This is a genomic window from Streptomyces sp. NPDC038200, assembly GCF_055600785.1.
The window spans coordinates 334,391-359,761 of record NZ_JBVJYH010000008.1 but is presented as its reverse complement, the minus strand read 5'-3'; the positions used below and the strand labels follow the sequence as shown (position 1 = coordinate 359,761).

Annotated in this window: 22 protein-coding genes and 1 pseudogene; 12 read left to right on the top strand and 11 right to left on the bottom strand. The window is 73.2% G+C overall.

The window, feature by feature from the left end:
- Positions 1 to 188 precede the first annotated feature (188 nt).
- Both ACZ7KF_RS19885 and ACZ7KF_RS19880 read left to right on the top strand, forming a co-directional pair.
- The gene (locus ACZ7KF_RS19885; RefSeq protein WP_471076284.1) at positions 189 to 1,985 is read left to right on the top strand and encodes an ABC transporter ATP-binding protein; all 1,797 of its coding nucleotides are present in this window, start codon (positions 189 to 191) and stop codon (positions 1,983 to 1,985) included.
- Positions 1,982 to 3,841 (top strand): ABC transporter ATP-binding protein, encoded by a 1,860-nt coding sequence (locus ACZ7KF_RS19880; protein WP_471076281.1) that lies wholly within the window; start codon positions 1,982 to 1,984, stop codon positions 3,839 to 3,841. The genes ACZ7KF_RS19885 and ACZ7KF_RS19880 overlap by 4 nt, the downstream gene beginning before the upstream one ends.
- A 4-nt stretch (positions 3,842 to 3,845) precedes the next feature.
- Here the strand turns inward: ACZ7KF_RS19880 and ACZ7KF_RS19875 are convergent, their stop codons facing one another.
- The 7 genes and pseudogenes from ACZ7KF_RS19875 to glgX all read right to left on the bottom strand — a co-directional run bounded on the left by ACZ7KF_RS19875 (position 3,846) and on the right by glgX (position 11,054).
- Positions 3,846 to 5,252 (bottom strand): sulfatase family protein, encoded by a 1,407-nt coding sequence (locus ACZ7KF_RS19875; protein ID WP_471076278.1) that lies wholly within the window; start codon positions 5,250 to 5,252, stop codon positions 3,846 to 3,848.
- A gap of 115 nt (positions 5,253 to 5,367) precedes the next feature.
- On the bottom strand, positions 5,368 to 5,463 hold the full coding sequence (locus ACZ7KF_RS19870) for a putative leader peptide (protein WP_471076275.1): 96 nt from the start codon (positions 5,461 to 5,463) through the stop codon (positions 5,368 to 5,370).
- Positions 5,464 to 5,523: 60 nt separating this feature from the next.
- Positions 5,524 to 6,762, bottom strand: coding sequence for a glycosyltransferase family 39 protein (locus tag ACZ7KF_RS19865; RefSeq protein WP_471076273.1), 1,239 nt, complete (start codon positions 6,760 to 6,762; stop codon positions 5,524 to 5,526).
- A 26-nt stretch (positions 6,763 to 6,788) separates the two neighbouring features.
- Positions 6,789 to 7,601, bottom strand: a pseudogene (locus ACZ7KF_RS19860) (dolichyl-phosphate beta-glucosyltransferase); the annotation flags it as partial.
- Positions 7,602 to 7,638: 37 nt separating this feature from the next.
- A complete protein-coding gene (locus tag ACZ7KF_RS19855) occupies positions 7,639 to 8,169 on the bottom strand; it encodes a hypothetical protein (RefSeq protein ID WP_471076270.1) in 531 nt (176 codons plus the stop codon).
- Positions 8,170 to 8,180: 11 nt separating this feature from the next.
- Positions 8,181 to 8,687, bottom strand: a complete 507-nt coding sequence (locus ACZ7KF_RS19850; RefSeq protein ID WP_471076267.1) for a SigE family RNA polymerase sigma factor — start codon at positions 8,685 to 8,687, stop codon at positions 8,181 to 8,183.
- 123 nt (positions 8,688 to 8,810) lie between these two features.
- Positions 8,811 to 11,054 carry a glycogen debranching protein GlgX gene (glgX, locus tag ACZ7KF_RS19845; protein WP_471076264.1) on the bottom strand — a complete coding sequence of 748 codons (2,244 nt, stop codon included), beginning with the start codon at positions 11,052 to 11,054 and terminating at the stop codon, positions 8,811 to 8,813.
- Between the two features lie 296 nt (positions 11,055 to 11,350).
- On the opposite strand from glgX, the gene ACZ7KF_RS19840 reads away from it, so the two are divergent.
- From ACZ7KF_RS19840 to ACZ7KF_RS19815, 6 genes are all read left to right on the top strand, one after another.
- On the top strand, positions 11,351 to 12,574 hold the full coding sequence (locus tag ACZ7KF_RS19840; protein ID WP_471076261.1) for a L,D-transpeptidase: 1,224 nt from the start codon (positions 11,351 to 11,353) through the stop codon (positions 12,572 to 12,574).
- A gap of 163 nt (positions 12,575 to 12,737) precedes the next feature.
- Positions 12,738 to 13,967, top strand: coding sequence for a L,D-transpeptidase (locus ACZ7KF_RS19835; protein ID WP_471076258.1), 1,230 nt, complete (start codon positions 12,738 to 12,740; stop codon positions 13,965 to 13,967).
- Between the two features lie 155 nt (positions 13,968 to 14,122).
- The gene (locus ACZ7KF_RS19830) at positions 14,123 to 14,890 is read left to right on the top strand and encodes an enoyl-CoA hydratase/isomerase family protein (RefSeq protein WP_471076255.1); all 768 of its coding nucleotides are present in this window, start codon (positions 14,123 to 14,125) and stop codon (positions 14,888 to 14,890) included.
- A gap of 309 nt (positions 14,891 to 15,199) precedes the next feature.
- Positions 15,200 to 15,703: an ATP-binding protein gene (locus ACZ7KF_RS19825; RefSeq protein ID WP_471076252.1), complete on the top strand. Its 504-nt coding sequence runs from the start codon at positions 15,200 to 15,202 to the stop codon at positions 15,701 to 15,703.
- A gap of 81 nt (positions 15,704 to 15,784) precedes the next feature.
- Positions 15,785 to 16,597 carry a polysaccharide deacetylase family protein gene (locus ACZ7KF_RS19820; RefSeq protein ID WP_471076249.1) on the top strand — a complete coding sequence of 271 codons (813 nt, stop codon included), beginning with the start codon at positions 15,785 to 15,787 and terminating at the stop codon, positions 16,595 to 16,597.
- A complete protein-coding gene (locus tag ACZ7KF_RS19815; protein ID WP_471076246.1) occupies positions 16,597 to 17,784 on the top strand; it encodes a YVTN family beta-propeller repeat protein in 1,188 nt (395 codons plus the stop codon). The genes ACZ7KF_RS19820 and ACZ7KF_RS19815 overlap by 1 nt, the downstream gene beginning before the upstream one ends.
- Here ACZ7KF_RS19815 and ACZ7KF_RS19810 read toward each other — a convergent pair.
- Complete coding sequence (locus ACZ7KF_RS19810) at positions 17,751 to 18,404, bottom strand: GNAT family N-acetyltransferase (RefSeq protein WP_471076243.1); 654 nt, start codon at positions 18,402 to 18,404, stop codon at positions 17,751 to 17,753. The two genes, ACZ7KF_RS19815 and ACZ7KF_RS19810, sit on opposite strands and share 34 nt — an antisense overlap.
- A gap of 307 nt (positions 18,405 to 18,711) precedes the next feature.
- On the opposite strand from ACZ7KF_RS19810, the gene ACZ7KF_RS19805 reads away from it, so the two are divergent.
- A complete protein-coding gene (locus tag ACZ7KF_RS19805; RefSeq protein WP_471076240.1) occupies positions 18,712 to 18,924 on the top strand; it encodes an EF-hand domain-containing protein in 213 nt (70 codons plus the stop codon).
- Between the two features lie 50 nt (positions 18,925 to 18,974).
- Here ACZ7KF_RS19805 and ACZ7KF_RS19800 read toward each other — a convergent pair whose 3' ends face one another.
- Together ACZ7KF_RS19800 and ACZ7KF_RS19795 are read right to left on the bottom strand one after the other, a co-directional pair.
- Entirely contained in the window at positions 18,975 to 19,763 is a 789-nt protein-coding gene (locus ACZ7KF_RS19800; protein ID WP_471076237.1) for an ABC transporter ATP-binding protein, read from the bottom strand.
- Positions 19,760 to 21,457, bottom strand: coding sequence for a 2-isopropylmalate synthase (locus ACZ7KF_RS19795; protein ID WP_471076234.1), 1,698 nt, complete (start codon positions 21,455 to 21,457; stop codon positions 19,760 to 19,762). The genes ACZ7KF_RS19800 and ACZ7KF_RS19795 overlap by 4 nt, the downstream gene beginning before the upstream one ends.
- Positions 21,458 to 21,667: 210 nt before the next feature.
- On the opposite strand from ACZ7KF_RS19795, the gene ACZ7KF_RS19790 reads away from it, so the two are divergent.
- Positions 21,668 to 22,360: a FadR/GntR family transcriptional regulator gene (locus tag ACZ7KF_RS19790; RefSeq protein ID WP_471076231.1), complete on the top strand. Its 693-nt coding sequence runs from the start codon at positions 21,668 to 21,670 to the stop codon at positions 22,358 to 22,360.
- 192 nt (positions 22,361 to 22,552) lie between these two features.
- On the opposite strand, the gene ACZ7KF_RS19785 is transcribed toward ACZ7KF_RS19790, so the two are convergent.
- Positions 22,553 to 23,482, bottom strand: coding sequence for an AraC family transcriptional regulator (locus tag ACZ7KF_RS19785; RefSeq protein ID WP_471076228.1), 930 nt, complete (start codon positions 23,480 to 23,482; stop codon positions 22,553 to 22,555).
- 134 nt (positions 23,483 to 23,616) lie between these two features.
- Between ACZ7KF_RS19785 and ACZ7KF_RS19780 the strand changes: the two genes are divergently transcribed.
- Together ACZ7KF_RS19780 and ACZ7KF_RS19775 are read left to right on the top strand one after the other, a co-directional pair.
- Positions 23,617 to 24,588, top strand: coding sequence for a zinc-dependent alcohol dehydrogenase family protein (locus ACZ7KF_RS19780; protein ID WP_471076225.1), 972 nt, complete (start codon positions 23,617 to 23,619; stop codon positions 24,586 to 24,588).
- Between the two features lie 116 nt (positions 24,589 to 24,704).
- Positions 24,705 to 25,364: an NADPH-dependent F420 reductase gene (locus ACZ7KF_RS19775; protein ID WP_471076222.1), complete on the top strand. Its 660-nt coding sequence runs from the start codon at positions 24,705 to 24,707 to the stop codon at positions 25,362 to 25,364.
- Positions 25,365 to 25,371: the final 7 nt, after the last annotated feature.

Below are 25,371 nucleotides of genomic sequence, written 5' to 3'. Positions count from 1 at the left end.
TCCGCTCGGCCTGCCCGGCTCGACCGGCCGGACGGCAAACCTCGAAACTAACGCGATCGGCTCCGGCGGTTCCATTGAATTTCGGACGGAACGGATGCCGGTCCGCGGGGTCGTAGGACCAGCGCCCGACCGGGGTCCGGCCAAAACTCGGTGGGCGATGTCAGTGCCGGTCCGTACGCTCGCGACTGATGCCCACGACACGTGCAACCGCCGACCGCTCCGCCGTCCGCACCCTGCTCCGGCTGTGGCCGTACGTCCGCCCCGTCCGCAACCGGCTGCTCACCGCCGCGGTCGTCGCGGTCGTCGCCTCCTGTACGGGACTGGTGATCCCGCTCGTCCTCAAGTGGCTCGTCGACGGGCCGGTCGCCGACCGCGACCCGGCGGGAGCGTGGCTCGGCGCGCTGTACCTGCTCCTGCTCGGCATCGCCGAGGCGGTCCTGTTCGGCATACGGCGCTGGCTCGTGGCCCGGCCGCTGTCGCACGTCGAGGCGGAGATGCGGGCGGATCTCTACCGGCATCTGCAACGCCTGCCCGTGGCCTTCCACGACCGCTGGGCCTCCGGCCAGCTGCTCTCCCGCGGCACCACCGACCTGATGCTGGTGCGCATGTTCCTCGCCTTCCCGCTGACGTTCCTGCTCGTCAACGGCGTCACGATCCTCGTCGGCCTGGTGATCATGCTGATGCAGGACTGGGTGCTGGGGCTGGTCATCCTCGGTCCCGCCGTTCCCGTGATGTGGACCTGCGTGGTCTTCGAACGGCGGTACGCGGAGGTGGCGCGGCGCGCCCAGGACCAGGTCGGCGACCTGACGACGGTGGTCGAGGAGAGCGTGCTCGGCATCCGCATCATCAAGGGCTTCGGCCGCCACCGCAGCCAGGCCCGCGCCTTCCGCGAACTCGCGGGGCGGCTCCGGGGCACGGAGCTGCGCAAGGCGCGGCTGCTGGCCGTCATCTGGGGCGTCATCGTCACCCTGCCCGAGGTGGCGATCGGCGCGGCGCTGGTGCTGGGCAGCGTGCGGGTGGCCGACGGCGACCTGTCCGCGGGCACACTGGTCGCCTTCCTGAGCACGGCGCTCGCGCTGCGGTGGCCGGTGGACTCGATCGGGTTCCTGCTGGCGATGAGCCAGGAGGCGGCGACGGCCACGGAGCGGTACTTCGAGGTGATGGACGAGGCACCGGAGGAGCGGGGGACCGGGGACGCCCGCGCCGGGAGGGGCACCGCCCCGGCGGACGCACCGTCCGCGGCCGGACTGCGGTTCGAGAACGTCCGGTTCCGCTATCCCGACGCTCCCCCCGACTCCGTGCCCCTCCTCACCCGCATCGACCTCCACGTCCGCCCCGGCGAGTCCATGGCCCTCGTCGGCGCCACCGGAAGCGGGAAGACGACCCTCACCGCCCTCGTCCCCCGCCTGCACGAGGTCACCTCCGGCCGGATCACCCTCGACGGCGTGGACATCCGGGCGATGTCCCGCGAGGAACTCCGCACCAGGGTGGCCGTCGCCTTCGAGGAACCCACCCTGTTCTCGGCGAGCGTCGGCGAGAACGTGCTGATGGGCGCCCCGGACGGCGCCGGAAGACCGGACCTCGACCGCGCTCTCGGCATCGCCCAGGCGGACTTCGCGCACGCGCTCCCGCAAGGCACCGACACCCGCGTCGGCGAGCAGGGCCTCAGCCTCTCCGGCGGCCAGCGGCAGCGTCTCGCGCTGGCCCGCGCGGTGGTGGGACGGCCCGAGTTCCTCGTGCTGGACGACCCGCTGTCCGCCCTGGACGTGCACACGGAGGCCGCCGTGGAGGCCGCGCTGCGCCGGGTCCTCGCCGACACCACCGCGCTGATCGTGGCCCACCGCCCCTCCACGGTGCTCCTCGCCGACCGGGTCGCCCTGCTCTCCGGCGGCCGGATCGCCGCCGTCGGCACCCACCAGGAACTGCTCCGGCACAACGCCGAGTACGCCCATCTGATGTCCGGGGAACCGGAGGAATCCCGTTGACCACCACGACCGCCTCCACCCCCGCCGTCGCCGACGACGACGAACCCGCCCGCGCGCGGGACGCCGGCGACCCCTTCGACCGGGACGTCCTGCCCACCCCGCCCGGCGCCACGGCCGGCCTGCTGCGCTCGCTGCTCGCCCCCATGAAGGCCCGGGTCGCCCTCACCACGCTCCTGCTGCTGCTCCAGCAGGCGGCGGTGCAGACGGGCCCGCTGCTGGTGGCGTACGCCCTCGACACCGCCGTACCGGCGTTCCGGGACCACCGGCACGGCCCGCTGTACGCGGTCGCCGCCGGCTATCTGCTGTGCGCCCTGGCGTCCGGCGCGCTGCAGATCGCGTTCATCGAGACCTCCGCGCGGGTCAGCCAGGACGTGCTGCTGGACCTGCGGGGGCGGATCTTCCGGCACGCCCAGGCGCTCAGCGTCGACTTCCACGAGCGCTACACCTCCGGCCGGCTGATCTCCCGGTCCACCACGGACGTCGAGTCGCTGCGCGAACTCCTCAACGAGGGGCTCCAGGAGCTGGTGGCGGTCGTCCTGTCCTTCGTCTACATCTCGGCGATGCTGCTCTGGCTGGACCTCGGCCTCGGCGCGGTCGCGGTGGCCTCCTTCGTACCGCTGTACCTGCTCGTCCGGCTCTACCAGCGGCGCGCCGGGCGGGTGTTCCGGGTGCGGTCCACGGCGATCGCGGCGGTGATCGTGAAGTTCGTGGAGACGATGAACGGCATCCGGCCGGTGCGCGCCTTCCGCCGGGAGGCCGCGAACGAAGCCGACTTCGCCGTGCTGAACCGGCGGCACGAGCGGACGAACGGCGACGCGCTGCTGGAGATGGCCCGTTATGTGGTCGGCTCCCGGCTGGTGGCCAACACGGCGGTCGCGGCGATCGTGCTCTGGGGCGCCCACCGGGTGGCCACCGGCTCGCTGGAGCTGGGCGTCCTCGCGGCGGCGGTGCTGTACCTGCGCCGGCTGTACGACCCGATCGACCGGCTCGGCATGTTCCTGAACTCCTACCAGTCGGCCGCCGCCTCCCTGGAGAAGATCGCCGGGCTGCTCGCGCAGACCCCGTCCGTTCCGGAACCCTCCGCCCCGAGGGAGCTTCCCCCGCTCACGGGCGAGCTCCCGGGCCGCGAGGTCGTCTTCGACGGGGTCCGCTTCGCCTACCGCACCGGCGGCGAGGTGCTGCCCCGCTTCGGCCTCACCCTCCCCGCCGGGCAGACCGTCGCGGTCGTCGGCTCCACCGGCGCGGGCAAGTCGACCCTGGCCAAGCTGCTCGCCCGCTTCTACGACCCCTCGGACGGCCGGGTGCTGCTGGACGGCGTCGACCTGCGCGAGCTGTCGATGTCCGAACTGCGGCGCGGGGTGGTCATGGTGACGCAGGAGGCGTTCCTGTTCTCCGGCACGGTCGCCGACAACATCGCCATCGGCCGGCCCGACGCCACGCGGGAGGAGATCGAGCGGGCCGCGAAGGCGATCGGCGCGCACGAGTTCATCAGCGCGCTGCCCGACGGCTACGACACCGACGTCCGCAAGCGCGGCGGGCGCATCTCCGCCGGGCAGCGCCAGCTGGTCGCCTTCGCCCGGGCACTGCTCGCCGACCCGGCGGTGCTCATCCTGGACGAGGCGACCAGTTCCCTCGACATCCCCGGAGAACGGGCCGTTCAGCGGGCGATGTCGACGGTCCTGCGCGGCCGTACGGCCGTGGTGATCGCGCACCGGCTGTCCACCGTGGAGATCGCGGACCGGGTGCTGGTGATGGAACAGGGCCGGATCGTCGAGGACGGCCGGCCGGACGAACTCATCGCGGGCACGGGCCGGTTCGCGGATCTCCACCGGGCCTGGCGGGACAGCCTGGCATAGCCGGCTAGCCGGGGTACGGCAGCAGACCGCTCGCGATCCTCTCCCACGCCCCCTTCAGCTCGGCCAGCAGCTCGGGCCGGTCGGCGGCGAGGTCGGCCTGCTCCCGCAGGTCGGCCGCGAGATCGTAGAGGTGGTCGATGCCTTCGGCGTCCTGGTAGTACTTCCAGTCGCCCCGGCGCAGCGCCCGGTTCGCCCGCACCCGCCAGAACAGGTCCCGCTCGGGCGGCTTCTCGCCGCGCAGCAGGTAGCCCGCGAGGCTGACGCCGTCGAGGGGGTGGGCGGGGTCGGGGCGGGCGCCGCCGAGTTCCAGCAGGGTCGCGGTCCAGTCGGGGGAGAAGTGGGGTTCGTGGCTGACCTGGCGGCCGTCGATCCCGGCCGGCCAGCGCACGATGGTCGGCACCCGGATGCCGCCCTCCTGGAGGACGAACTTCTCGCCGCTCAGCGGCCACAGATAGGACCAGCGCTCGCCGCCGTTGTCGCTGGCGAACAGCACCAGGGTGTTCTCCTCCTGCCCGGAGCGGCGCAGCGCGGCCAGCACCTCGCCGACGGCCGCGTCCAGGCTCTGCACCATCTGGGTGTACTTGGCGACCGAGCCGCCGTCGTAGTGGTTGAGGGCCGCCGTGACCTCGCCCGGGTTCTTCGCGGCCCGGATCCGCGCGGCGATCTCGGCGCCGGTCTCCTCGTCCCCCTCGGCGAGCCAGGGCCAGTGCGGGGTGGTGAAGTTGAGGTTGAGCAGCCAGGGCCGGGTGTGCTTCCGGCCGACGTACTCGACGGCCCGCTCGGTCAGGACGGTCGTGTAGTAGCGCAGGTCCCGGTACTCGGCGTCGCCCTCGTACAGGTCGTAGGTGCCGAGCTGGCCGAGCTTGGAGAAGTACTCCAGGACACCGCCGAAGTTGCCGAAGAACTCGTCCCAGCCGGACTTGGTGGGGCTGTAGTCGGGCAGCCAGCCGCAGTGCCACTTGCCGATGAGCGCCGTGTCGTAGCCGGCCTTCTTCAGCAGGGAGGCGAGGGTGGGGTGGCTCGGGTCCAGGCCCTGGGACTTGTTCGCCACGGGCTCGGCGAGGCCGCCCGCGGTGCGGCCCGGGTAGCGGCCGGTGTAGAGGCTGAAGCGGGTCGGCGAGCAGGTCGCCGAGCCGGAGTAGGCGTCGGTGAAGCGCACGCCCTGGCGGGCCAGCCGGTCCAGGTTCGGCGTCTTGATGTGCGGGGCGCCGTAGGAGGAGAGGTCGGCCCAGCCGAGGTCGTCACCGAGGATGACCAGGAAGTTCGGGCGCCTCTTGGCGGTCGCGGTGGTACGGGCGCGGAAGGGGCTCTCGTCGGGCGCGGCCTGTGCGGGGGCGGCGGCACCGGCGACGGTGGAGACCGCGCCGCCGCCGAGCAGACCGCCGAACGTACGGCGTGATATGTCGGACATGCGGGATCCTCGGAAAGGTCGTGTCCCGGGGCCGGGCACGACGAGGCGAAGGAGGGGGGAAAGAGAGGAAAGGCAGAAAAGGCAGGAAAGGCAGAGAGGTGAACGAGGGTGCGGCTCAGCGACAGAGAGCGCTGGACTGCCGGCACAGATCCACGTGCCGCCGCGCCACGAGCGCGACCCGCGCGCATCCGTGTTCCGTGGCAGACCTCATGATCACAGGACGGTGCCAGGCACCCGGGCGAACCGTCAAGGTGCTGTCCGGCAGGCGGGATCACGGCACCCCCAGCTCGAAGAGGGCGTAGCCGGCGTACGAGCCGGAGGCCAGGGCCGCGACGCCCAGGAGGGTGCACAGCACGGGCAGGCTCAGCCGGCGCATCGCGACCGCGAGCGGCAGGAACAGCGGGAAGCAGGGCAGCAGATAGCGGGAGATGTTGGCGACGATCTGCTGGCTGCCGAGCACCAGGGCCAGGGTGAGCACGGTGTACACGACCAGCACCGCCGGCGGGCGCAGTCGCAGCAGCAGCGGCAGCAGCGCGCAGGCGAGCAGGATGACGCCGACGGAGATGACGTCCGCGAAGGGGTACGCGAAGAGATAGTCGAACTTGCCCACCGGCACGGACGTCAGCACGTCCAGGGTCTGCTCGCCGTAGTCGAAGCTGTGCGCCCAGGCACCCGACTGGAGTCGGAAGTAGCCGCCCAGGTCGCCCATGCGGTTGCCGACCCACAGCAGATAGCCGAACAGTCCGAGCGGCGCCAGGGACATGGCCAGGACCGGGCGCAGCACCCCGTCCTCGCGGCGGTGCAGGGCCACCAGGGCGGCCACGGCGAGCGCGGCGATCAGCGCGGCGGCCGTGGGGCGGTTGAGGCCGGCCGCGAAGGTGATCACGCCGGCGGTGAGCCAGCGGTGGGTGAGGACGGCGTAACAGGCCCAGGCGGCGAGGGCCACGTAGAGGGAGTCGGAGTACACCGCCCACTCCACGCCCGAGCCGGGCCACACCGCCCACAGCCCGGCCGCCGCGAACCCGGCCCGCCGGCCGCCGAACCGCTCCGCGATCGCGTAGACGCCGAGGGCGGCGGCGAAGGAGGCGAGGATCGAGACCAGCAGCCCGGCGCCGTAGGAGCCGAGGCCGGTGACCGTCGAGGTCAGCCGGATCAGGGCCGGGTAGAGCGGGAAGAACGCCGCCGAGTTGCCCTCCAGCGTGATCAGGCCGGTGGCGCCCGGCACCGGGACCAGCTTCGGGTCGTAGCCGTGCAGCGCGATCTGCTGGTACCACCAGCCGTCCCAGGTGGCCAGCACGTCCCAGGCGTGCGCGCCGCCGCCGAACCGGGGGTGCTTGTTGCGGTAGTCCCCGGTGGAGGACAGCAGATACATGAAGGAGCAGAAACCGGCCAGCTTCACCACGCCGAACAGGGCGAGGACCGGGCCGTGCCGGCGGGCGGCGGCCCGGAGCCGGGAGCCGGGCGCGGCCGGGGCGTCCGCCGGCTGTATGTGGGGGAGGGTCGCGGTCATCGGCCCACCGGCCCCGGACGGCGGCCGGCCAGGGTGCGCCGCATCCGGACGATCCCGCGCAGGTCCGCCAGCGCGGTCGCGAGGATGTCGACGCTGCTGTCCGGGTCGTCGACCCAGTCCACCGGCACCTCGTGGATCCTCAGGCCCGCCCGCTCGGCGAGCACCAGCAGCTCGGTGTCGAAGAACCACTCACCGTCCCGCACCAGCGGCAGCAGCCGCTCGGCGGTCTCGCGCCGGACCGCCTTGAAACCGCACTGCGCGTCGGAGAAGCCGACGGCGAGCGTGCAGCGCAGCAGGACGTTGTAGCAACGGGATATGACCTCGCGCTTGGTGCCGCGCACCACGCGCGCACCGGGTGCGAGCCGGGTGCCGATGGCCAGGTCGGAGTGGCCCGAGATCAGCGGTGCGACCAGCGGCAGCAGCGCGGTGAGTCCGGTGGACAGGTCCACGTCGAGGTACGCCAGCACGGGCGCCCGTGAGCCCGACCAGGCGGCGCGCAGCGCCCGGCCGCGCCCTTTCTCGGGCAGCCGCAGCGAGGTCACCTCGGGGAGTTCGTCGGCGAGCCGGGCGGCGATGGCGGGGGTGCGGTCGGTGCTCGCGTTGTCGGCGATGGTGATCCGGAACGAGTAGGGGAAGGTGTCCCGCAGATGCGTGTGCAGCCGCCGGACGTTGGGCTCCAGGTCCTTCTCCTCGTTGAACACCGGTACGGCCACGTCCAGGACGGGCTCCTCGGCCTGCGTCCGCAGCGGTGTGCGCCGGGGCGCGGGCGCCGCGGCCCCTGATCGGCTCGGTCGGATGTGTGTCACGTGGATCCCCGTTTGTTCTGGCGTGGAGGGCATGGCGAGGGCATGCGCGGACGAGGCGGAGCGTGGCGGGCTAGCCGCTCGGGCTGACCACCGAGGAGGGGTCGTCCGACGGTTCGGCGGGCGCGCTCACCGATGCCGTGGCCGGCGCGGTGGTGCTGCCGTCCCGGGCGGTGGCCGTGGCCGGCGGCGGCCGGTACGAGGTGGTGGCCGTACTCCCGGTGGTCGCGGGCGGTTCGGAGGTGGCCCCGGTGTCGCTCGGCGTCGGGGAGTCCGGCGGCGTCGCGGTCGACGAGGGCGGCGGCGCGCTCGGCGTCAGGGACGGCGACCGGGTCGGCGAGGTGGTCGGCGTGGGCGCCGGGCTCACGACGGGCCGGGGCCGCGGCGCGGTCGGCCGGTCGTCGGTGTGGCCGTGCGGCCACAGCAACAGCCCCAGGCCGAGCCCGGCCACCGCCAGGACGGAACCGGCGGCCCGGCGTGCCGCGCGCACCCGGCGCCTGGCCCGCACGCCCGCGCGCAGCGCCTCCCGGTGCCGGATCTCGAAGGCCGCGGGCTGCGGGTCCTGCTGCATGAGCTGCGTCAGCTGCCGCTCGAAGCGATCCATGACTTCTTCCCTCACCCCACCGGCTCGATGACGTCGGCCAGGAGCCGGCGCAACCGGGCCACCCCGCGCGCGGCATGGGACCGGGCCGTGCCCACCGGGCAGCCCAGGGTCTCCGCGACCTGCCGGTCGGGCAGGTCCTGGTAGTAGCGCAGGACCACGGCGGCCCGCTGCTGCGGGCTCAGCTGGGCGAGCGCCGCCTCCAGCCGGGAGCGCTCGGCCACGGTCGCCGACATGTCGCCGGCCGCCGCCACCTCGGGCAGCTGCTCCACGGGCCGCTCGCCCCACCAGCGCCGCCGGGCCGAGCGTGCCGCGGCCCGCGCCAGCACCTTGCGCACATAGGCCTCCGGTGCCTCGTCGGCGATCTTCGGCCAGACGAACCACAGCTTGACCAAGGACTCCTGCAACAGGTCCTCGGCGCGATGCCGGTCCCCGCCGGTGAGCAGACGGGCCAGATGGAACAACACCGACCAGCGGGCCGCCACGAACGCGTCGTACTCACCGGCCCTGGTCTGCTCCATCCCCACGGTCCCCGTTCTCGCCGGCTGTCTACACCAGGGGAAAGGCCCTGGACCCCCGCCGGCGCTGCACTCGGCGGACGTGATCCGCGTCACGCACAGCCGGCCCACAGGCCCAGGAGGGTCTCAGGCGACTCTCAGCAGCAGCACGGATCGCGCCGGCACCGAGATCTCCGCCCCCGCCGGGTGGACCGTACCCGGGGCCGCCGTCTGCTCCTCCACCGAGGTGTCCACGACCACCTCGTACCGCTCCGCCCACGGCGCCCCGGGCAGCACGAAGCCGGTGGGCCGGTCGCCCGCGTGCAGCACCGCGAGGAAGCTGTCGTCCACCACCGGCGCGCCCCGCTCGTCCCGGCCCGGGATGTCCCGCCCCGAGAGGAACATGCCGAGCGTGGCCGCGGGCGCGTACCAGTCGCCCTCGGTCATCTCCGCGCCCCGCGAGGTGAACCAGGCGAGATCCCGCAGCCCGTCCGCGGTCTGCGAGCGGCCGGAGAAGAAGGCCCGCCGGCGCAGTACGGGATGCCGGTGGCGCAGGGCGATGAGCCGCGCCGTCAGGTCGTACAGCGCCCGCCAGCCGGGCTGCTCCAGCAGCGACCAGTCCAGCCAGCCGATCTCGTTGTCCTGGCAGTAGGCGTTGTTGTTGCCGCGCTGGGTGCGGCCGAGTTCGTCGCCGGCCACCAGCATGGGCACGCCGGTGGACAGCAGCAGCGTGGTGAGGAGGTTCCGCAGCTGCCGGCGGCGCAGGGCCCGCACCCGCTCGTCGTCCGTCTCGCCCTCCGTCCCGCAGTTCCAGGAGCGGTTGTCGTGGGTGCCGTCCCGGTTGTTCTCGCCGTTGGCCTCGTTGTGCTTGGTGTCGTACGACACCAGGTCGCGCAGGGTGAAGCCGTCGTGGGCGGTGATGAAGTTGACGGAGGCGTAGGGGCGCCGGCCGCCCCAGGCGTAGAGGTCGCTGGAGCCGGAGAGGCGGTAGCCCATCTCGCGGACGTCGGGCAGGGCGTGGCGCCAGAAGTCGCGGACGGCGTTGCGGTAGCGGTCGTTCCACTCGGTCCACAGGGGTGGGAAGGCCCCCACCTGGTAGCCGCCGGAGCCGATGTCCCACGGCTCGGCGATCAGCTTCACCCGGCGCAGCACCGGGTCCTGGGCGATCACCGCGAGGAACGGGGAGAGCATGTCGACGTCGTGCATGGAGCGGGCCAGCGCCGCCGCGAGGTCGAACCGGAAGCCGTCCACGCCCATCTCGGTCACCCAGTAGCGCAGCGAGTCGGTGATCAGGCGCAGCACCTGGGGCTGGACGACGTGCAGGGTGTTGCCGCAGCCGGTGTAGTCGGCGTACCGGCGGGCGTCGTCCTGGAGCCGGTAGTAGCCGCGGTTGTCGATGCCCTTCAGCGACAGCGTCGGCCCCAGCTCGCCCGCCTCCGCGGTGTGGTTGTAGACCACGTCGAGGATGACCTCGATGCCGGCCGCGTGCAGCGCGCGGACCATCCGCTTGAACTCGCCGACCTGCTGGCCCGTCGTACCCGTGGCGGCGTAGGCCGCGTGCGGGGCGAAGTAGCCGATGGAGTTGTACCCCCAGTAGTTCTTCAGGCCCCGGCGCAGCAGATGGTCCTCGTGCGCGAACTGATGGACCGGCAGCAGCTCGACGGCCGTCACCCCCAGCTTCACCAGGTGCTCGACGGCGGCCGGGTGCGCCAGTCCGGCGTAGGTGCCGCGCAGCTCCTCGGGGACGCCGGGGTGGAGTCTGGTGAAGCCGCGCACGTGCAGCTCGTAGATGACCGAGTCCGCCCACGGCGTCTTGGGGCGGCGGTCGTCGGACCAGTCGTCGTCATCGTGGACGACGACCCCCTTCGGGACGTACGGCGCCGAGTCGCGCTCGTCGCGCACGGTGTCGGCGACCGACTGGTCGGGCCAGTCCCGGACATGCCCGTACACCTCCGGCGGCAGACCGAACTCGCCGTCCACCGCCCGTGCGTACGGGTCGAGCAGCAGCTTGGCCGGGTTCCAGCGGGCGCCGGTCCACGGGTCCCAGCGGCCCTCCACCCGGTAGCCGTACCGCTGTCCGGGCATCACGCCGGGTACGAAGCCGTGCCAGATCTCGTGCGTCAGTTCGGTCAGCGGGACCGGTGTCTCGCGGCCCCCCTCGTCGAACAGGCAGACCCGCACGGCCTCCGCCCCGGCCGCCCACAACGCGAAGTTGGTGCCGGCGACCCCGTCCGGGCCCACCCGGAAGCGGGCCCCCAGCGGGGTCGGCGCACCCGGCCACACGACGGGGACGGGCGGTACGGCCCGCCGGGCGCCGTTCACCGCCGCCGGTTGCCCGCTCCCGGCGGCCGGCTCCCCGGCCGGTGCCCGCTGCTCGGCTGCGCTCGTCACTGTCGGCCCCTCTTCATCAGTGGCTCGCCCTCGGGGCGCGGTCGGCCGTGCCGAGAGGCCGGGGGAGCGGTTCGGCACCCCCGGCCACCCGGTACGACCGCGCCCCGACGGCCAGGGCGGCCTTCCGGATCCTGTCGGCGCCGGCCCGGCTCCGCTCCTCTCGGCCGACCTGATCCGGAAAACACCCCCTGAAGCGGGCGCGGCGGCTCCCCAACGTGTCGTCCTTCCCTCTGTTCTGCCCAGCGCGTGGCTCGCACTCACGTTTCCCCGGGGCATGCCCGGTCGTTGAGCCCCGTGTGAGGCACGCACAAGGACGCGCACGGCGCGCGGGGGCCGCGCTGGCCGCCGTACTGACATGGGCGGGGCTGCTCGCGGGCTGCTCCGTGGACGGCTCGGGGCCGCTGGGCCTGGGCGGGGCGCTGGGCAAGCCCCCGCCCCCCGAGGACGTCGTCCGGGTGACCCCCGACGACGGCAGCAAGGACGTACGCCCCGACGGGCGGCTGCGGGTACGGGTGCCCGGCGGGCGCCTGGAGAAGGTGACCGTCGTCAAGGCGCAGGACGCGCAGGAGACGCCGGTCCCGGGGCACATCGGCGCCGACGGGCTGACCTGGCGGCCCGACGAGGACCGGCTGGCGCTCGCCGCCGAGTACACCGTCGACGTGGTCGCGCTGGACTCCCAGGGGCACCGCACGGCCCGGCACACCACGTTCACCACCTACGTTCCCGGCGAACGGTTCATCGGCTACGTCACCCCCGAGAACCGCGCCGTCGTCGGCACCGGGATGATCGTCTCGCTCTCCTTCAACCGGGAGATCGAGGACCGCGCCGCCGTCGAACGGGCCGTGCACGTCACCGCCCGGCCGCCCGTCGACATCCGCCCGCACTGGTTCGGCAAGGGCCGCCTGGACTTCCGTCCCGAGCGTTACTGGAAGCCGGGCACCGAGGTCACCGTCGACCTGGACCTGCGGGACGTCGAAGGCGCCCGCGGCAGCTACGGCCTGCAGGACAAGACCTTCTCCTTCACCGTCGGCCGCAGCCAGGTCTCCCTGGTCGACGCGGTCAAGCACACCATGGAGGTGCGGCGCGACGGACAGCTCCTCGCCACCGTCCCCATCACGGCGGGCGCCCCCCAACACCCGAGCTACAACGGGAAGATGGTGGTGATGGACATGCTGGAGGTCACCCGCATGAACAGCCGCACGGTCGGCTTCGGCGGCGAGTACGACATCCCCGACGTCCCGCACGCCATGAAGCTCACCGACTCCGGCACCTTCCTGCACGGCAACTACTGGGCCCCGGACGCCCCCGGACGGGTCAACGTCAGCCACGGCTGCGTGGGGCTGATGGACGTCAAGGGCGGCAGTTCGGACACGCCGGCCGGCTGGTTCTTCGACCGCAGTCTGGTCGGTGACGTCATCGAAGTGGTGAACAGCAAGGACAAAACGGTCGCTCCCGACAACGGCCTCGGAGGGTGGAACATGCCCTGGAACGAGTGGAAAGCGGGCAGTGCGGTGAAGTGAGCAGGTGAGGGCGGGGTTTCGGGGTGAGGGTGTCAGGCGGAAGTTGCGACGGAACAGTGACATTCGCCTGACACCGTACTCAAAAGCCGGCAGTTAATATGCGCGCACAGAGGTGGTGGGGAGCGGGCCTGGCCTGGCCCGGCGAGGGGAGAACAACTTGAACATGCGGCCTGTATCGGGGGCGTCGGCTCGGGGGCGGCGAGGCCGTAGGGGACTGGCACTCATAGCCGGCGCCCTGGTGCTGTCGCTCGCCGCGTGCGGCGGAGGCGGGGACTCCGGCTCCGGCGACGGCAAGGGCGAGGGCAAGGGCAAGGGCGGCGAGCAGGGCGGGCAGTCCACGGCCGCCGTCAGCATCACGCCCAAGTCCGGTGCCACCGGCGTCGACACCAGCGGGGCGCTCAAGGTCGGTGTCGCCCGGGGCAAGCTGACCGAGGTCACCGTCAAGGACGAGAAGGGGGCGAAGGTCGAGGGGGCCATCACCGGGGGCGGCGCCTCCTGGACGCCCTCGACCCATCTGGCCGCGGCCACCAAGTACACCGTGCACGCGGTCGCCAAGGACTCCGCGGGCCGCGAGGCCGCCGAGGACGCCAGCTTCACCACGCTCACCCCGAAGAACACCTTCGTCGGCAGCTTCACCCCCGAGGACGGCTCCACCGTCGGTGTCGGCATGCCGTTCTCCATACGCTTCACGCGGGGCATCACCAGCCCGGACGCGGTCGAGAAGGCCATCCGCATCAAGACGGAGCCGGCCGTCGACGTCGTGGGCCACTGGTTCGGCAACGACCGCCTGGACTTCCGCCCCGAGAAGTACTGGGCGGAGGGCACCAAGGTCACCGTCGACCTCGACCTGGACGGTGTCGAGGGCCGCGACGGCGTCTACGGCAAGCAGAGCAAGACGGTGAAGTTCACCATCGGGCGCAACCAGGTCTCCTTCGTGGACGCCAAGAAGCACACGATGAAGGTCACCCAGGACGGCAAGGTCGTCAAGACCATCCCGGTCACCACCGGCAAGCCCGGCTACGACACCTGGAACGGCCAGATGGTCATGCGGGAGAGGCTCACGGTGACCCGCATGAACGGCGAGACCGTGGGCTACGGCGGCGAGTACGACATCAAGGACGTCCCGCACGCCATCCGCCTGACCGACTCCGGCACCTTCATCCACGGCAACTACTGGGGTGGCGACGCCTTCGGCAACTACAACGCCAGCCACGGCTGCGTGGGCCTGCGCGACGTGCGCGGCGGTTACGACAGTTCCGTCCCGGCGGCCTGGTTCTTCAACCACTCGATGAGCGGCGACGTGGTGGTCGTGAAGAACTCCCACGACGCCACGGTGGCCCCGGACAACGGCCTCAACGGCTGGAACATGTCGTGGGCCGACTGGAAGAAGTGACCCCCGCCTGACCCAGGGGCCCGGCGCCGTGACCCACGGCACCGGGCCCTTCGTCGTCCTCTCCGCCGTGCCCGCTCGGGGGCGGCCCCGGACCCGGCCGGGGTGTGACCGACCGCACCGGGCACCGGCGGGTTAATCCCCGTTAACCTGCCTCCATGACCGTCACTCTGGAAGTCGCCGAAGGCGTCGGCACCCTGCGTCTGGACCGGCCGCCGATGAACGCGCTGGACATCGCCACCCAGGACCGGCTGAAGGAACTGGCCGAGGAGGCCACGCGCCGCGAGGACGTGCGCGCCGTGGTGATCTACGGCGGCGAGAAGGTGTTCGCGGCGGGCGCGGACATCAAGGAGATGCAGAACATGGACCACGCCGGGATGATCCGGCGCTCCCGTGCCCTCCAGGACGCCTTCACCGCCGTGGCCCGCATCCCCAAGCCCGTCGTCGCCGCCGTGACCGGCTACGCGCTCGGCGGCGGCTGCGAACTGGCCCTGTGCGCCGACTACCGCATCGCCGCCGACAACGCCAAGCTCGGCCAGCCCGAGATCCTGCTCGGTCTGATCCCGGGCGCCGGCGGCACCCAGCGGCTGCCCCGGCTGGTCGGCCCCTCCAAGGCCAAGGACCTGATCTTCACGGGCCGCCAGGTCAAGGCCGACGAGGCGCTCGCGATCGGCCTGGTGGATCGGGTCGTCCCGGCCGCCGAGGTGTACGAGCAGGCGCACGCCTGGGCCGCCAGGCTCGCCCAGGGCCCGGCGATCGCGCTGCGCGCGGCGAAGGAGTCGGTCGACACCGGGCTGGAGACCGACATCGACACCGGGCTCGCCGTCGAACGGAACTGGTTCGCGGGTCTGTTCGCCACCGAGGACCGCGAGCGCGGCATGCGCAGCTTCGTGGAGGAGGGGCCGGGCAAGGCCAAGTTCCTCTGAGCCGCACCGGTCGCCGACGGTGTGAACTTCCGCGTAACTCCGGCGGGGTCCCTTGCAATTGACGTGTCGTCTGATTCGGGTCCCTCGATGGGGCGGTTTATGGGAGCCTTAAGGCAACCTTAAGTCTGCTGTGTCGAGGGGGCCCGTCGGTTGCCCGGAAGTGAGCCGTCGCCGCAGGTCAACCGGGACATGCCGGGCATCGACATGCTGTGGTCATATGCCGGACGGCGTGCGGGGAGCGGGGGCGTGCGGGGGGCGTATTCCTCCGGAACGGCCCCCGAGGCGGCTCCGGACGGCCATCATGGGGGCATGGCGGGGCTGGAGGGCATCGAACAGCCGCGGGGACACGGCCGTGCTGCCGCGGCGCGCTGGTCGCCCGCGGTCGAGGACGAACAGGCGCTCAAGGCGCTCGAACTGTTCGGCAACCCGACGGAGGCGGAGGTGCCGCTGCCGTCCCGCCCGGAATCCGCCGCCACCGCCCGCCGGCTCGCCCAGGTCGTCGTCCTGCGGACCTGGCGGCTCAGCCCCAAGCTGACCGAGGACGCCGTCCTGCTCGTGTCGGAACTCGTCGGCAACGCCGTGCGCCACACCGGCGCCCGCGTCTTCGGCCTGCGGATGCGCCGCCGCCCCGGCTGGATCCGGGTGGAGGTCCGCGACCCCTCGCGCGGCCTGCCCTGCCTGATGCCGGTGCAGGAACTCGACGTCAGCGGACGCGGCCTGTTCCTGGTGGACAAGCTCTCCGACCGCTGGGGCGTCGACCTGCTGCCACGCGGCAAGACGACGTGGTTCGAGATGCGGGTCGCCGACCGCTAGAGGGCCGTTCCCGGGTATCGCGACCCGACATCGTCCAGCAATCCGGCGAATTAGCCGGTTTTCTTACCGAACCCCCCTTAAATGGTGCGGGTGACCTCCACCCACCGCCGTGAGGTGCTGCGCGCCGGCGCCGGGCTCGTGGCCGGCGGTGCGCTCGCCGCCGGCTGCGGCAGCGGGCAGGCCGCCCCGCCCCCCGCCCCGCCCCCCACCTCCCCCGCCACGTCTCCCCGGACGGCCCCCGCTTCCGCCGCCACGTCCCCCCGAACGGCCCCCGCGCCCCGCACCTACCCCGGCCGGCCGGCCCAGATCACCCACGGCCCGCGCAACCGCCCCCAGGTGGCCCTCACCTTCCACGGCCAGGGCGACCCCGCCCTCGCCCGCACCCTGCTCACCACGGCCGAGCGGCACGGCGCCCGGCTCACCGTGCTCGCCGTCGGCACCTGGCTGGACGCGCACCCGGATCTCGCCCGCCGCATCCTCGACGGCGGCCACGACCTCGGCAACCACACCCAGCGGCACATCGGCATCAACACCCTCGCCGAGGCGGACGCCCGCAGGGAGATCACCGACTGCGCCGACCGGCTCGACCGGCTCACCGGCTCCATCGGCACCTGGTTCAGGCCCTCCCGCGCCCCCGCCGCCTCCCCGCTCGTCGCCCGGCTGGCCCGTGCCGCCGGCTACCCGCACGTGCTGTCGTACGACGTCGACTCGCTCGACTACACCAGCCCCGGCGCCGCCGCCGTCACCCGCAAGGTCCTCGCCGACGCGCGGGGCGGCTCGGTGGTGAGCCTGCACCTCGGGTATCCGGACACGCTCGCCGCCCTCCCCGACGTCCTGACCGAACTCGGCCGCCGCGGACTGCGCGCGGTCACCACCACGGAGCTGCTGAGCTGATGCGAACCACGAAAGCCGCCCGCCTGCTGGCCGCCGGTGCCGCCGTCACCGCCCTGACGCTGCTCGCGGCCTGCGGCGGCGGGAGCCGGGCCCACGAGGACGAGGCCCTCGGCAGCAAGGCACCGGTCCCGCCGGGGCCGAAGAAGCCGCTGGTGAACGTATTGCCCGGCATGCCGCCCGTGGCGGACCCGGCCGACATCTACGCCGCCGACCGGCCGAACCGGCTCTCGCCCGTGGTCAAGGACTTCCCCTCCCGGGTGTACGTCCCCAACACCAACTCCGACACCGTCACCGTCATCGACCCCACGACCTACCGGATCGTCGAGACCATCCCGGTCGGCCGCCAGCCCCAGCACGTCGTACCGTCCTGGGACCTGAAGACCCTCTGGGTCAACAACGACCTCGGCAACACCCTCACCCCGATCGACCCGCGGACCGGCCGGGCGGGCCGGGCGGTCGACGTGCACGACCCGTACAACCTCTACTTCACCCCCGACGGCAAGTACGCCGTCGTCATGGCCTCCATGGACCGCCAACTGGTCTTCCGCGACGCGCACACCATGAAGGTCGTCAAGTCCGTGCCGGTCACCTGCTACGGCGTCAACCACGCCGACTTCTCCACCGACGGCCGCTACTTCATCGTCTCCTGCGAGTTCAGCGGCGAGATCCTCAAGGTCGACACCGCGCGGATGGAGGTCGTCGCGCAGGAGAAGCTGCCGCTGCGCGGCGCGATGCCGCAGGACGTCAAGCTCTCCCCGGACGGCAAGCTGTTCTACATCGCGGACATGATGGCGGGCGGCCTGTGGATCCTCGACGGCGACAGGTTCACCCGGCCCCGGTTCCTCGCCACGGGCAAGGGCACCCACGGCCTCTACATCAGCCGCGACTCCCGCGAGATGTACATCTCCAACCGCGGCGAGGGCACCGTCTCGGTCTTCGACTTCCCCCACGACCGGCTCACCAGGAAGTGGCACCTGCCCGGCGGCGGCAGCCCCGACATGGGCGGTGTCTCGGCCGACGGCAAGGTCCTGTGGCTGTCCGGCCGCTACCACTCCGTGGTGTACGCCATCGACACCGCCACCGGCGCCGAACTCGCCCGGATCAAGGTCGGCAACGGCCCGCACGGCCTCGCCGTCTACCCCCAGCCGGGCCGCTACTCACTCGGGCACACCGGTATCTTCCGCTGAAGCAGCAGCTCCGAGCCCACCGGACGGTATCCGGCCGCCTGGAACGTCCGCATGCTGCGGGCGTTCCCCGGGGAGACCTGCGCCCACAGCGGCTCCTTGGCGAGCTGCCGGGCGGCGGTCACCAGCAGCCGCCCGAGCCCCCGGTGGCGGGCGTCCTCGTCCACCTCGACCGAGACCTCCAGCCGCCCGGCGACCCCGCGCCCCATGACCAGCACCCCGCCGTCCGCCGTCCAGGCCCGCACCTCCTCGCGGCGGCGCAGGGCGTACCGGATCCTGGGGTGGGAGGTGTCCTCGATCTCCGTCAGCGCCGGCGGTGGCTCTCCGGACAGCGGCGAACCGACCAGGACCGCGTCCACGGTCTCGGTCCGGCGTCCGGTGCGGTCGAGCAGGGCCGTCAGGAAGCGCGGGTGCATCGGCGCCGCCAGGGCGTCGCAGTCCGTACCGCGCAGGGTCTCCCGCACCCACTCCGGGTCCTCGTCGGTGAAGATCACCGAGTGCGCGGTGAACGCCATCACCCCCGCGTCCCGCGGTGAGGGCTGCGGGACGACCGTCGTGGCGCCGTCCGCCGGCGGGAAGACGCCGGCCGCCGCCGCGCCGAGAATGTCCCGCAAGGTCTCCAAGGCCCGCTCCTCCAGTCTCCGTCCGCTGGGGGGCCAGACTCGCAGACCTCCGGCACCGTCCGGGGAGGCACCCCCCCGGACCCCCCGGGACGGCACCGGACTCCCGCCATCGGCGAGCAGGCCGGTTCGACGACCGGGCCGCCCGCCACCGCGAACCGCTCGCCCTCGTGATCCTGCGGCCCGCGCCGCCGCCCGCCGAGGGCTTCGCCCGGGTGGCCGCGGCACTCCGGACTCGTACGGGCCGTTAATCTGACCAGCGTCAGTACGCCAGCACGGCATGAGAAACACGAATAAAAGGGGCGGATCGGTGGCGGACATCGAGGAAGCACGCAAGCAGTTCCAGCGGATCGACGCGGACGGTGACGGGTTCATCACCGCGGCGGAGTTCAAGTCCGCCCTGGCGCAGCAGGGTGACTGGAATGTCACCGAGACGGTCGCGGAGGCCATCATCAGGTCCCGCGACCTCAATGGCGACAAGGTGCTGTCGTTCGACGAGTTCTGGGCCTACCTGAACAAGTGACCCGCACGGGAGGGGGTGCCCGGTCCGCGCGGACCGGGCACCCCCTCCCGTCATGCGCCGCGCCGGACGCGCACGCTCCAGCGGCCCGCGTGCCGCTCCAGCGTCAACGGCAACCCGAAGCACGCGCCGACCTGGTCACCGGTGAGCACCGACCCGACCGGGCCCGAGGCCAGCACCCGGCCCTCGCGCAGCAGCACGGCGTGCGTGGTGCTCGCCGGCAGCTCCTCCAGATGGTGCGTGACCAGCACCGTCGCCAGCGCGGGACGCTCCGCCCGCACCTGCTGGAGCGCCTCGATCAGCTGCTCCCGGCCCGGCAGGTCCAGTCCGGTCGCCGGCTCGTCCAGGAGCAGCAGCCGTGGCTCGGGCATCAGCGCCCGCGCGATCAGCGTCCGCCCGCGCTGCCCCTGCGACAGCGTCGGCCAGCGGGCGTCCCGCAGCGCCCCCAGCCCCAGCGTGACCAGCAGCGCCTCGGCCCGCTCGACCTGCTCCGGGGCGGGCCGCAGGCGCGGGACCGGCTCCACGGAGTTCGTCACCCCGGTGAGCACCACGTCCCGTACCCGCAGCGGCGAGGTCAGCGGATGGCGCGGGTCGACGTGCCCGACGAGCGCCCGCAGCTCGCGCAGATCCACCCGGCCCAGCCGGCGTCCGAGCACCTCCACCGTGCCCCGGGTCGGATGCAGCCGTGCGCCGAGCAGCCCGAGCAGCGTGGACTTGCCCGCGCCGTTGGCACCGAGCAGCGCCCAGTGCTCACCGGCCCGGACGGTCAGCCCGACCTCCCGGAGCAGAGGCCGCCCGTCCCGGACGACGTGCACGTCCTCGGCGCGCAGCACCTGCGTCATCGCGCCTCCCGCACCGCGTCCGCCCGGTTCACCGCGGACAGCACGGCGTGCACGGCGGCCGAGGGGCCCGTGGCCGCGCCCCAGGCCGTGACCCCGCCGACCCGGCAGCGGGCGAAGGCCGCCGTCCCGTCCTGCGTGAAGTCCAGCACGTCGACCGCGTGACCGGCGCCGGCCAGCGCGTCGACGAACGCGGTCACCGGACCGGCGCCCGTGCCCTCGTGGTCGCCGACGCGGCCGCCGGACTCCAGCGTGCCGACGAAGCGGTGGACGCCGGGGGCCGCCTCGTGCACGGACCAGGTGTGCAGCCGTACGGCGCCCTCCGCCGAGTAGGCCGCCCGGAACAGCTCGTACAGCTCCTTCGCCGTCGCCTCCCGGCCGCTGTCGTCCGTGGCGTCCTGCACGATCCGCGCGAACTCGGGCCGCATGCCCGGCGGGAGGTCGATCCCCGCGTGCTCGCGCAGCAGATACGCCACTCCGCCCTTGCCCGACTGGGAGTTGACGCGGATCACCGCCTCGTACGACCGCCCCAGATCGCCCGGGTCGACCGGCAGGTACGGCACCGCCCACGGCGCCTCCCGCTCGGGCACCCCCGACTCGGCCGCCCGGCGGGCATGGTGGACCAGCCCCTTGCTGATCGCGTCCTGATGGGTGCCGGAGAACGCGGTGTGGACCAGCTCGCCGGCGTAGGGGTGCCGGGGGTGCACGGGCAGCCGGTTGCAGTGCTCCACCGTCTCCCGCACGGCGTCGATGTCGCCGAGGTCGACCATCGGATCGACCCCTTGGGCGAACAGGTTCAGGGCGAGCGTCACCAGGTCGACGTTGCCGGTGCGCTCGCCGTTGCCGAACAGGCAGCCCTCCACGCGCTGCGCACCGGCCAGCACGGCGAGTTCGGCGCAGGCGACCCCGGTGCCGCGGTCGTTGTGCGGGTGCACCGACAGGATCACCGACTCCCGGCGGGAGAGGTTGCGGTGCAGGTGCTCGATCTGGTCCGCGTAGACGTTCGGGGTGGCGATCTCCACGGTCGCCGGGAGGTTGTGGGTGACCGGCCGGTCGGGACTCGCGTCCCACAGCTCGGTCAGCCCGTCGCACAGGTCCAGCACGAAGTCCGGCTCGGTGAGGTTGAAGGTCTCCGGCGAGAACTGGAAGCGGATGCCGGGCGTGTCCCCGGCCCGCCGCGCCATGTGCTCCGCGGCCTCCCGCACGGTCCGCCACACCCCGGCCCGGTCCCGCCCGAGCACCACCTCCCGCCACACCGGCGAGGTGGCGATGTACAGGTGGACGACGGCCCGCGGCAGCCCCTCGATCGCCTCGAAGGTCCGGTCGATCAGATCGGTCCGGGCCGGCGTGAACACGACGGGCGTCACGTCGTCCGGTACCACCCCGCCGTCCACGAGGTGGCGTACGAAGCCGAACTCCGTCCGGCTCGCGGAGGGGTAGCCGACCTCGATCTCCTTGTAGCCCAGCGCGACCAGCAGGTCGAAGAAGCGGCGCTTGCGGGGGGTGTCCATCGGCTCGGCGAGCGCCTGGTTGCCGTCACGCAGGTCGACCGGGACCCACAGCGGGGCGCGCTCGACGCGGGCGGAGGGCCAGCTCCGGTCGCCGGCGGGGACGTGCACGCGTGTGTGGTGGGGGCGGTAGCGGTGGTACGGCATGCGGCTGGGCCGCTGCGGATTCCAGGCCGGGGTGGTGGTCATCGTCTGCTGGTGCCTTCGGCTCGGTCGGACGGTGACCGGCAGCACGGGGCCCCGCGGCGGGGTGCCGGTCGCGTCAGGCCCCGCCGCGGCAGCCGAGGAGAAGCAGACCGCGAAGCGTCATGCGGGGTACGCTAGCGACACCTCAGCTCCTCAGACAAGTGAGAATCGTCGGGCAGCTCGTTTATCCCTCCGGACAAGTTGGTGACCTCCATGCCGCTCGGTGCCCTCCGTCCCAGCCCGCTGGTCGAACAGGCCGCGCAGCGCCTCCGGGAGCAGATCGCCGCCGGTCACTGGCCGGTCGGCGGCAAGCTGCCGGGCGAGACGACCCTGGCCAGAGAGCTCGGGGTCGGTCGCTCCACGGTCCGCGAGGCCCTGCGCGCCCTCGCCGGTGCGGGACTGGTCCGGCCGCGGCACGGCGCCGGTGTCTTCGTCATCGCCACCGAGCCGGCCGAGGACTGGCCCACCAGGCTGCGGCGGGCCGCGGTCACCGACGTCTACGAGGTCCGCATGGGCGTCGAGGTGCAGGCCGCCCGGCTCGCCGCGCACCGGCGCACCCCGGAGGACGTCGAGGCGCTGCGGGCCGCGCTGGAAGGGCGCCGCACGGCCGCCGCCGGTGACGACGCGGGGTTCGTGGACGCCGACATCGCCCTGCACGCCGCGGTGGTCGCCGCCGCCCACAACCCCGTCCTCACCGACCTGTTCACTGAGTTCGTCCCCGTCCTGCGGGAGGGCCTGGTGACCCTGCTGGACCTCACCCGCCTGCGCGAGGAGGACCCCGGCACCGGGGACGACACCCACGCGGCTCTCGTCGAGGCGATCACCGCCGGCGCCGCGGAGGAAGCGGCGACGGCCCTGCTCGGCGAACTGGAGTCGACACTGCGCCTGCTGCGAGAAACAGACTGAGAAACAAGCAAGAAGGCCGGCCCCACTGCCCCGCAGCACCCCCTCGGGGGCGCGGGGAACCGCGCGCTCGGCCCCCGCGAACCCGCGCTCACCCGCCGGCCGCAGCGCCCCTCGGGGGCGCGGGGAACCGCGCGCTCGGCCCCCGCGAACCCGTGCGGACCCGCCGGCCCGCAGCCGGACGGCGCTGTCGGCTCACCCCGCCCCCGCCCCCGCCGCCCTGCGGTACCGCCCCGGCGCCACCCCGAACTCCCGCTTGAACGCCTTGGCGAAGGCGAACTCCGAGGTGTAACCGGTCCGTTCCGCCACCGCGCGCAGCGACAGGTCGTCGTGCCGCAGCAGCCGCCCCGCCGTGGTCATCCGCCACCACGTCAGATACGCCAGCGGCGGCTCGCCCACCAACGCCGTGAACCGGCGGGCGAAGGCCGCGCGGGACAGCCCGCCGACCGAGCCCAGTTGCGCCACCGTCCAGGGCCGCCCCGGATCCGCGTGGATCGCGCGCAGCGCCGCCGCGACCGCCGGGTCGGCCAGCGCCGCCGCCCACCCCCGGTCCCGGCCCGCCGCGCGCTCGCTCTCCCACCAGGCCCGCAGGATGTACAGCAACAGGGTGTCCAGCAGCGAGGTCACGATCGCGTCGGTGCCCGGCCGCTGCTCCTCCAGTTCCATCCCGAGCAGCTCCACCGCCGCCCGCAGCGAACGGTGCCCGCCCACCCGGGCGGGCAGGTGCACGATGTCGGGAAGCTCGGCCAGCAGCCGGTGCGCCCGGTCCCGGTCGAACCGGTACGTGCCGCACAGGGTCACCGTGTCGGGGCAGCCCGCGAGCGGTTCCTCGGGCGGCCCGCTCCAGGTGCCGTCGGGCAGCAGCCGCACCTCCCGCGGCGGCACGTCGAGCCCGCTGGCCAGCGTGTGCCCCTGCCCGTGCGCGAGGAAGACGACGTCCCCCGGGGCCAGCGCGACCGGCTGCCCGTCCTGCGGCACCAGCCAGGCCGAGCCGCGCAGCACCACATGGAACCCGGCCTCGTCGGCGGCGGCGAACCGCAGGCTCCAGGGCGCGTACTTGTACCGGCGCGCGGAGTGCGGCCGGCCGGTGCGCAGGGCGGCGACCACGTCACTGAGCACGTCCATGCGGCGACCCTAGCCCACGGACGCTCCCCGAAATCCACCAACGGAAGACGATCGGACAGGAAACCGAGACCGGGGGACATGGAACGTCTCGCATCCCGGTCGTAGCGTCGACGGCATGTCAACCACCGCACGCAGTGCTCTTCGATGAACTCGGCGGCCCCGAGGTCCTCAGGGTCGAGCAGGTCGAGCTGCCCGCACCCGGCCCCGGCGAGGTCCTGGTCAGGATCGAGGCGCTGGGCCTCAACCGCGCCGAGGCGATGCTCCGTTCCGGCACCTACTACTACCTTCCGACCCTGCCCGGCTCCCGCAACGGCTACGAGGCGGCCGGCGAGGTGACGGCGGTCGGCCCGGAGGTGACCGCCTTCGCGCCGGGCGACCCCGTGCTGGCGGCGGCCAACTTCGACCTCAGCGCCCGTGGGGTGTACGGCGATCACGCGCTGCTGCCGCAGACCGCGCTGCTGCCCCGCCCGGCCGGGGCGGACGCGGTCACCGCGGCGGCCGTCTGGCTCACCTACACCACCGCCTACGGCGCCCTGGTCGAGCGGGGGCGTCTGGCGGCCGGCGACCATGTGCTGATCACGGGGGCGTCCAGCGGGGTCGGCACCGCCGCGATCCAGGTGGCCCGGCGGGCCGGAGCGGTGCCGATCGCCACCACCCGCACGCAGGGCAAACGGCAGGCGCTGCTGGACCTCGGCGCCGAGCACGTCGTCGTCACCGAACGGGAGGAGGTGACCGAGGAGACCCGGCGGCTGACCGGCGGCCGGGGCGCCGACCTCGTGCTGGACGCGATCGGCGGACCGTACCTGCGGGAGCTGGGCGCGGCGACGGCCTCCGACGGCATGCTGATCAGCTACGGCTGGCTGGCCGAACGCCCCACGGAACTGCCGACGCAGTGGCCGCTGACCGTCCACGGTTACAACAACCTCGCCCTCACCGGCACCGCGGAGGGCCGCCGCCGGGCCGGCCACTACCTCGCGTCGGGTCTGGCCGACGGCACGCTCCGGCCGGTGATCGGCGAGGTCTTCGACGGCCTGGAGCGGATCGTGGACGCGCACCGGCTGATGGAGTCCAACGAGCACACCGGCAAGATCGTCGTACGTGTGTGAGCGAGGCCCGCGCGCCGCCCCCCGTTCGGCGCAGCGACCGGAATAGGCCACCTCCCCGCGTGGTTGTCCCGCACGACAGAAGCATGCACGTGCATGAACCATCCGGAAGGTCGGCCATGAAGATCGGCATCATCGGCGCGGGGAACATCGGCGGCAACCTCACCAGGCGGCTCACCGCTCTCGGCCACGACGTCTCCGTCGCCAACTCCCGCGGCCCCGAGACACTCCGGGAACTGGCGGAGGAGACCGGCGCGACCCCGGTCCACGTGGCGGACGCCGCCGAGGGCGCCCAGGTCGTGATCGTCACCGTCCCGCTGAAGGCGGTCCCGCACCTTCCCGCGGGTCTGCTCGACGGCGCGGCCGAGGGTGCCGCCGTGATCGACACCGGCAACTACTACCCCCAGCGGGACGGCCGGATCGCCGCCGTCGAGGACGAGGGCCTCACCGAGAGCGGCTGGACCGAGCAGCACCTCGGCCACCCGGTGATCAAGGCGTTCAACGGCACCTACGCCCAGGACCTCCTGGACCGCCACCGCCCCGCGGGCGACCCGGACCGCATGGCCCTCCCGGTCGCCGGCGACGACGAGGCGGCCAAGCGGACCGTGCGCGACCTGATCGACGCACTGGGCTTCGACACCGTCGACGCCGGCACGATCGCCGACTCCTGGCACCAGCAGCCCGGCACACCGGTGTACGGCCTGCGCGGGGACACGGCGGCGGTGCGCAAGGCCCTGTCGGAGGCCTCCCCGGAACGCCCGGCGGACTTCCGGGGCTGAGGCCCCC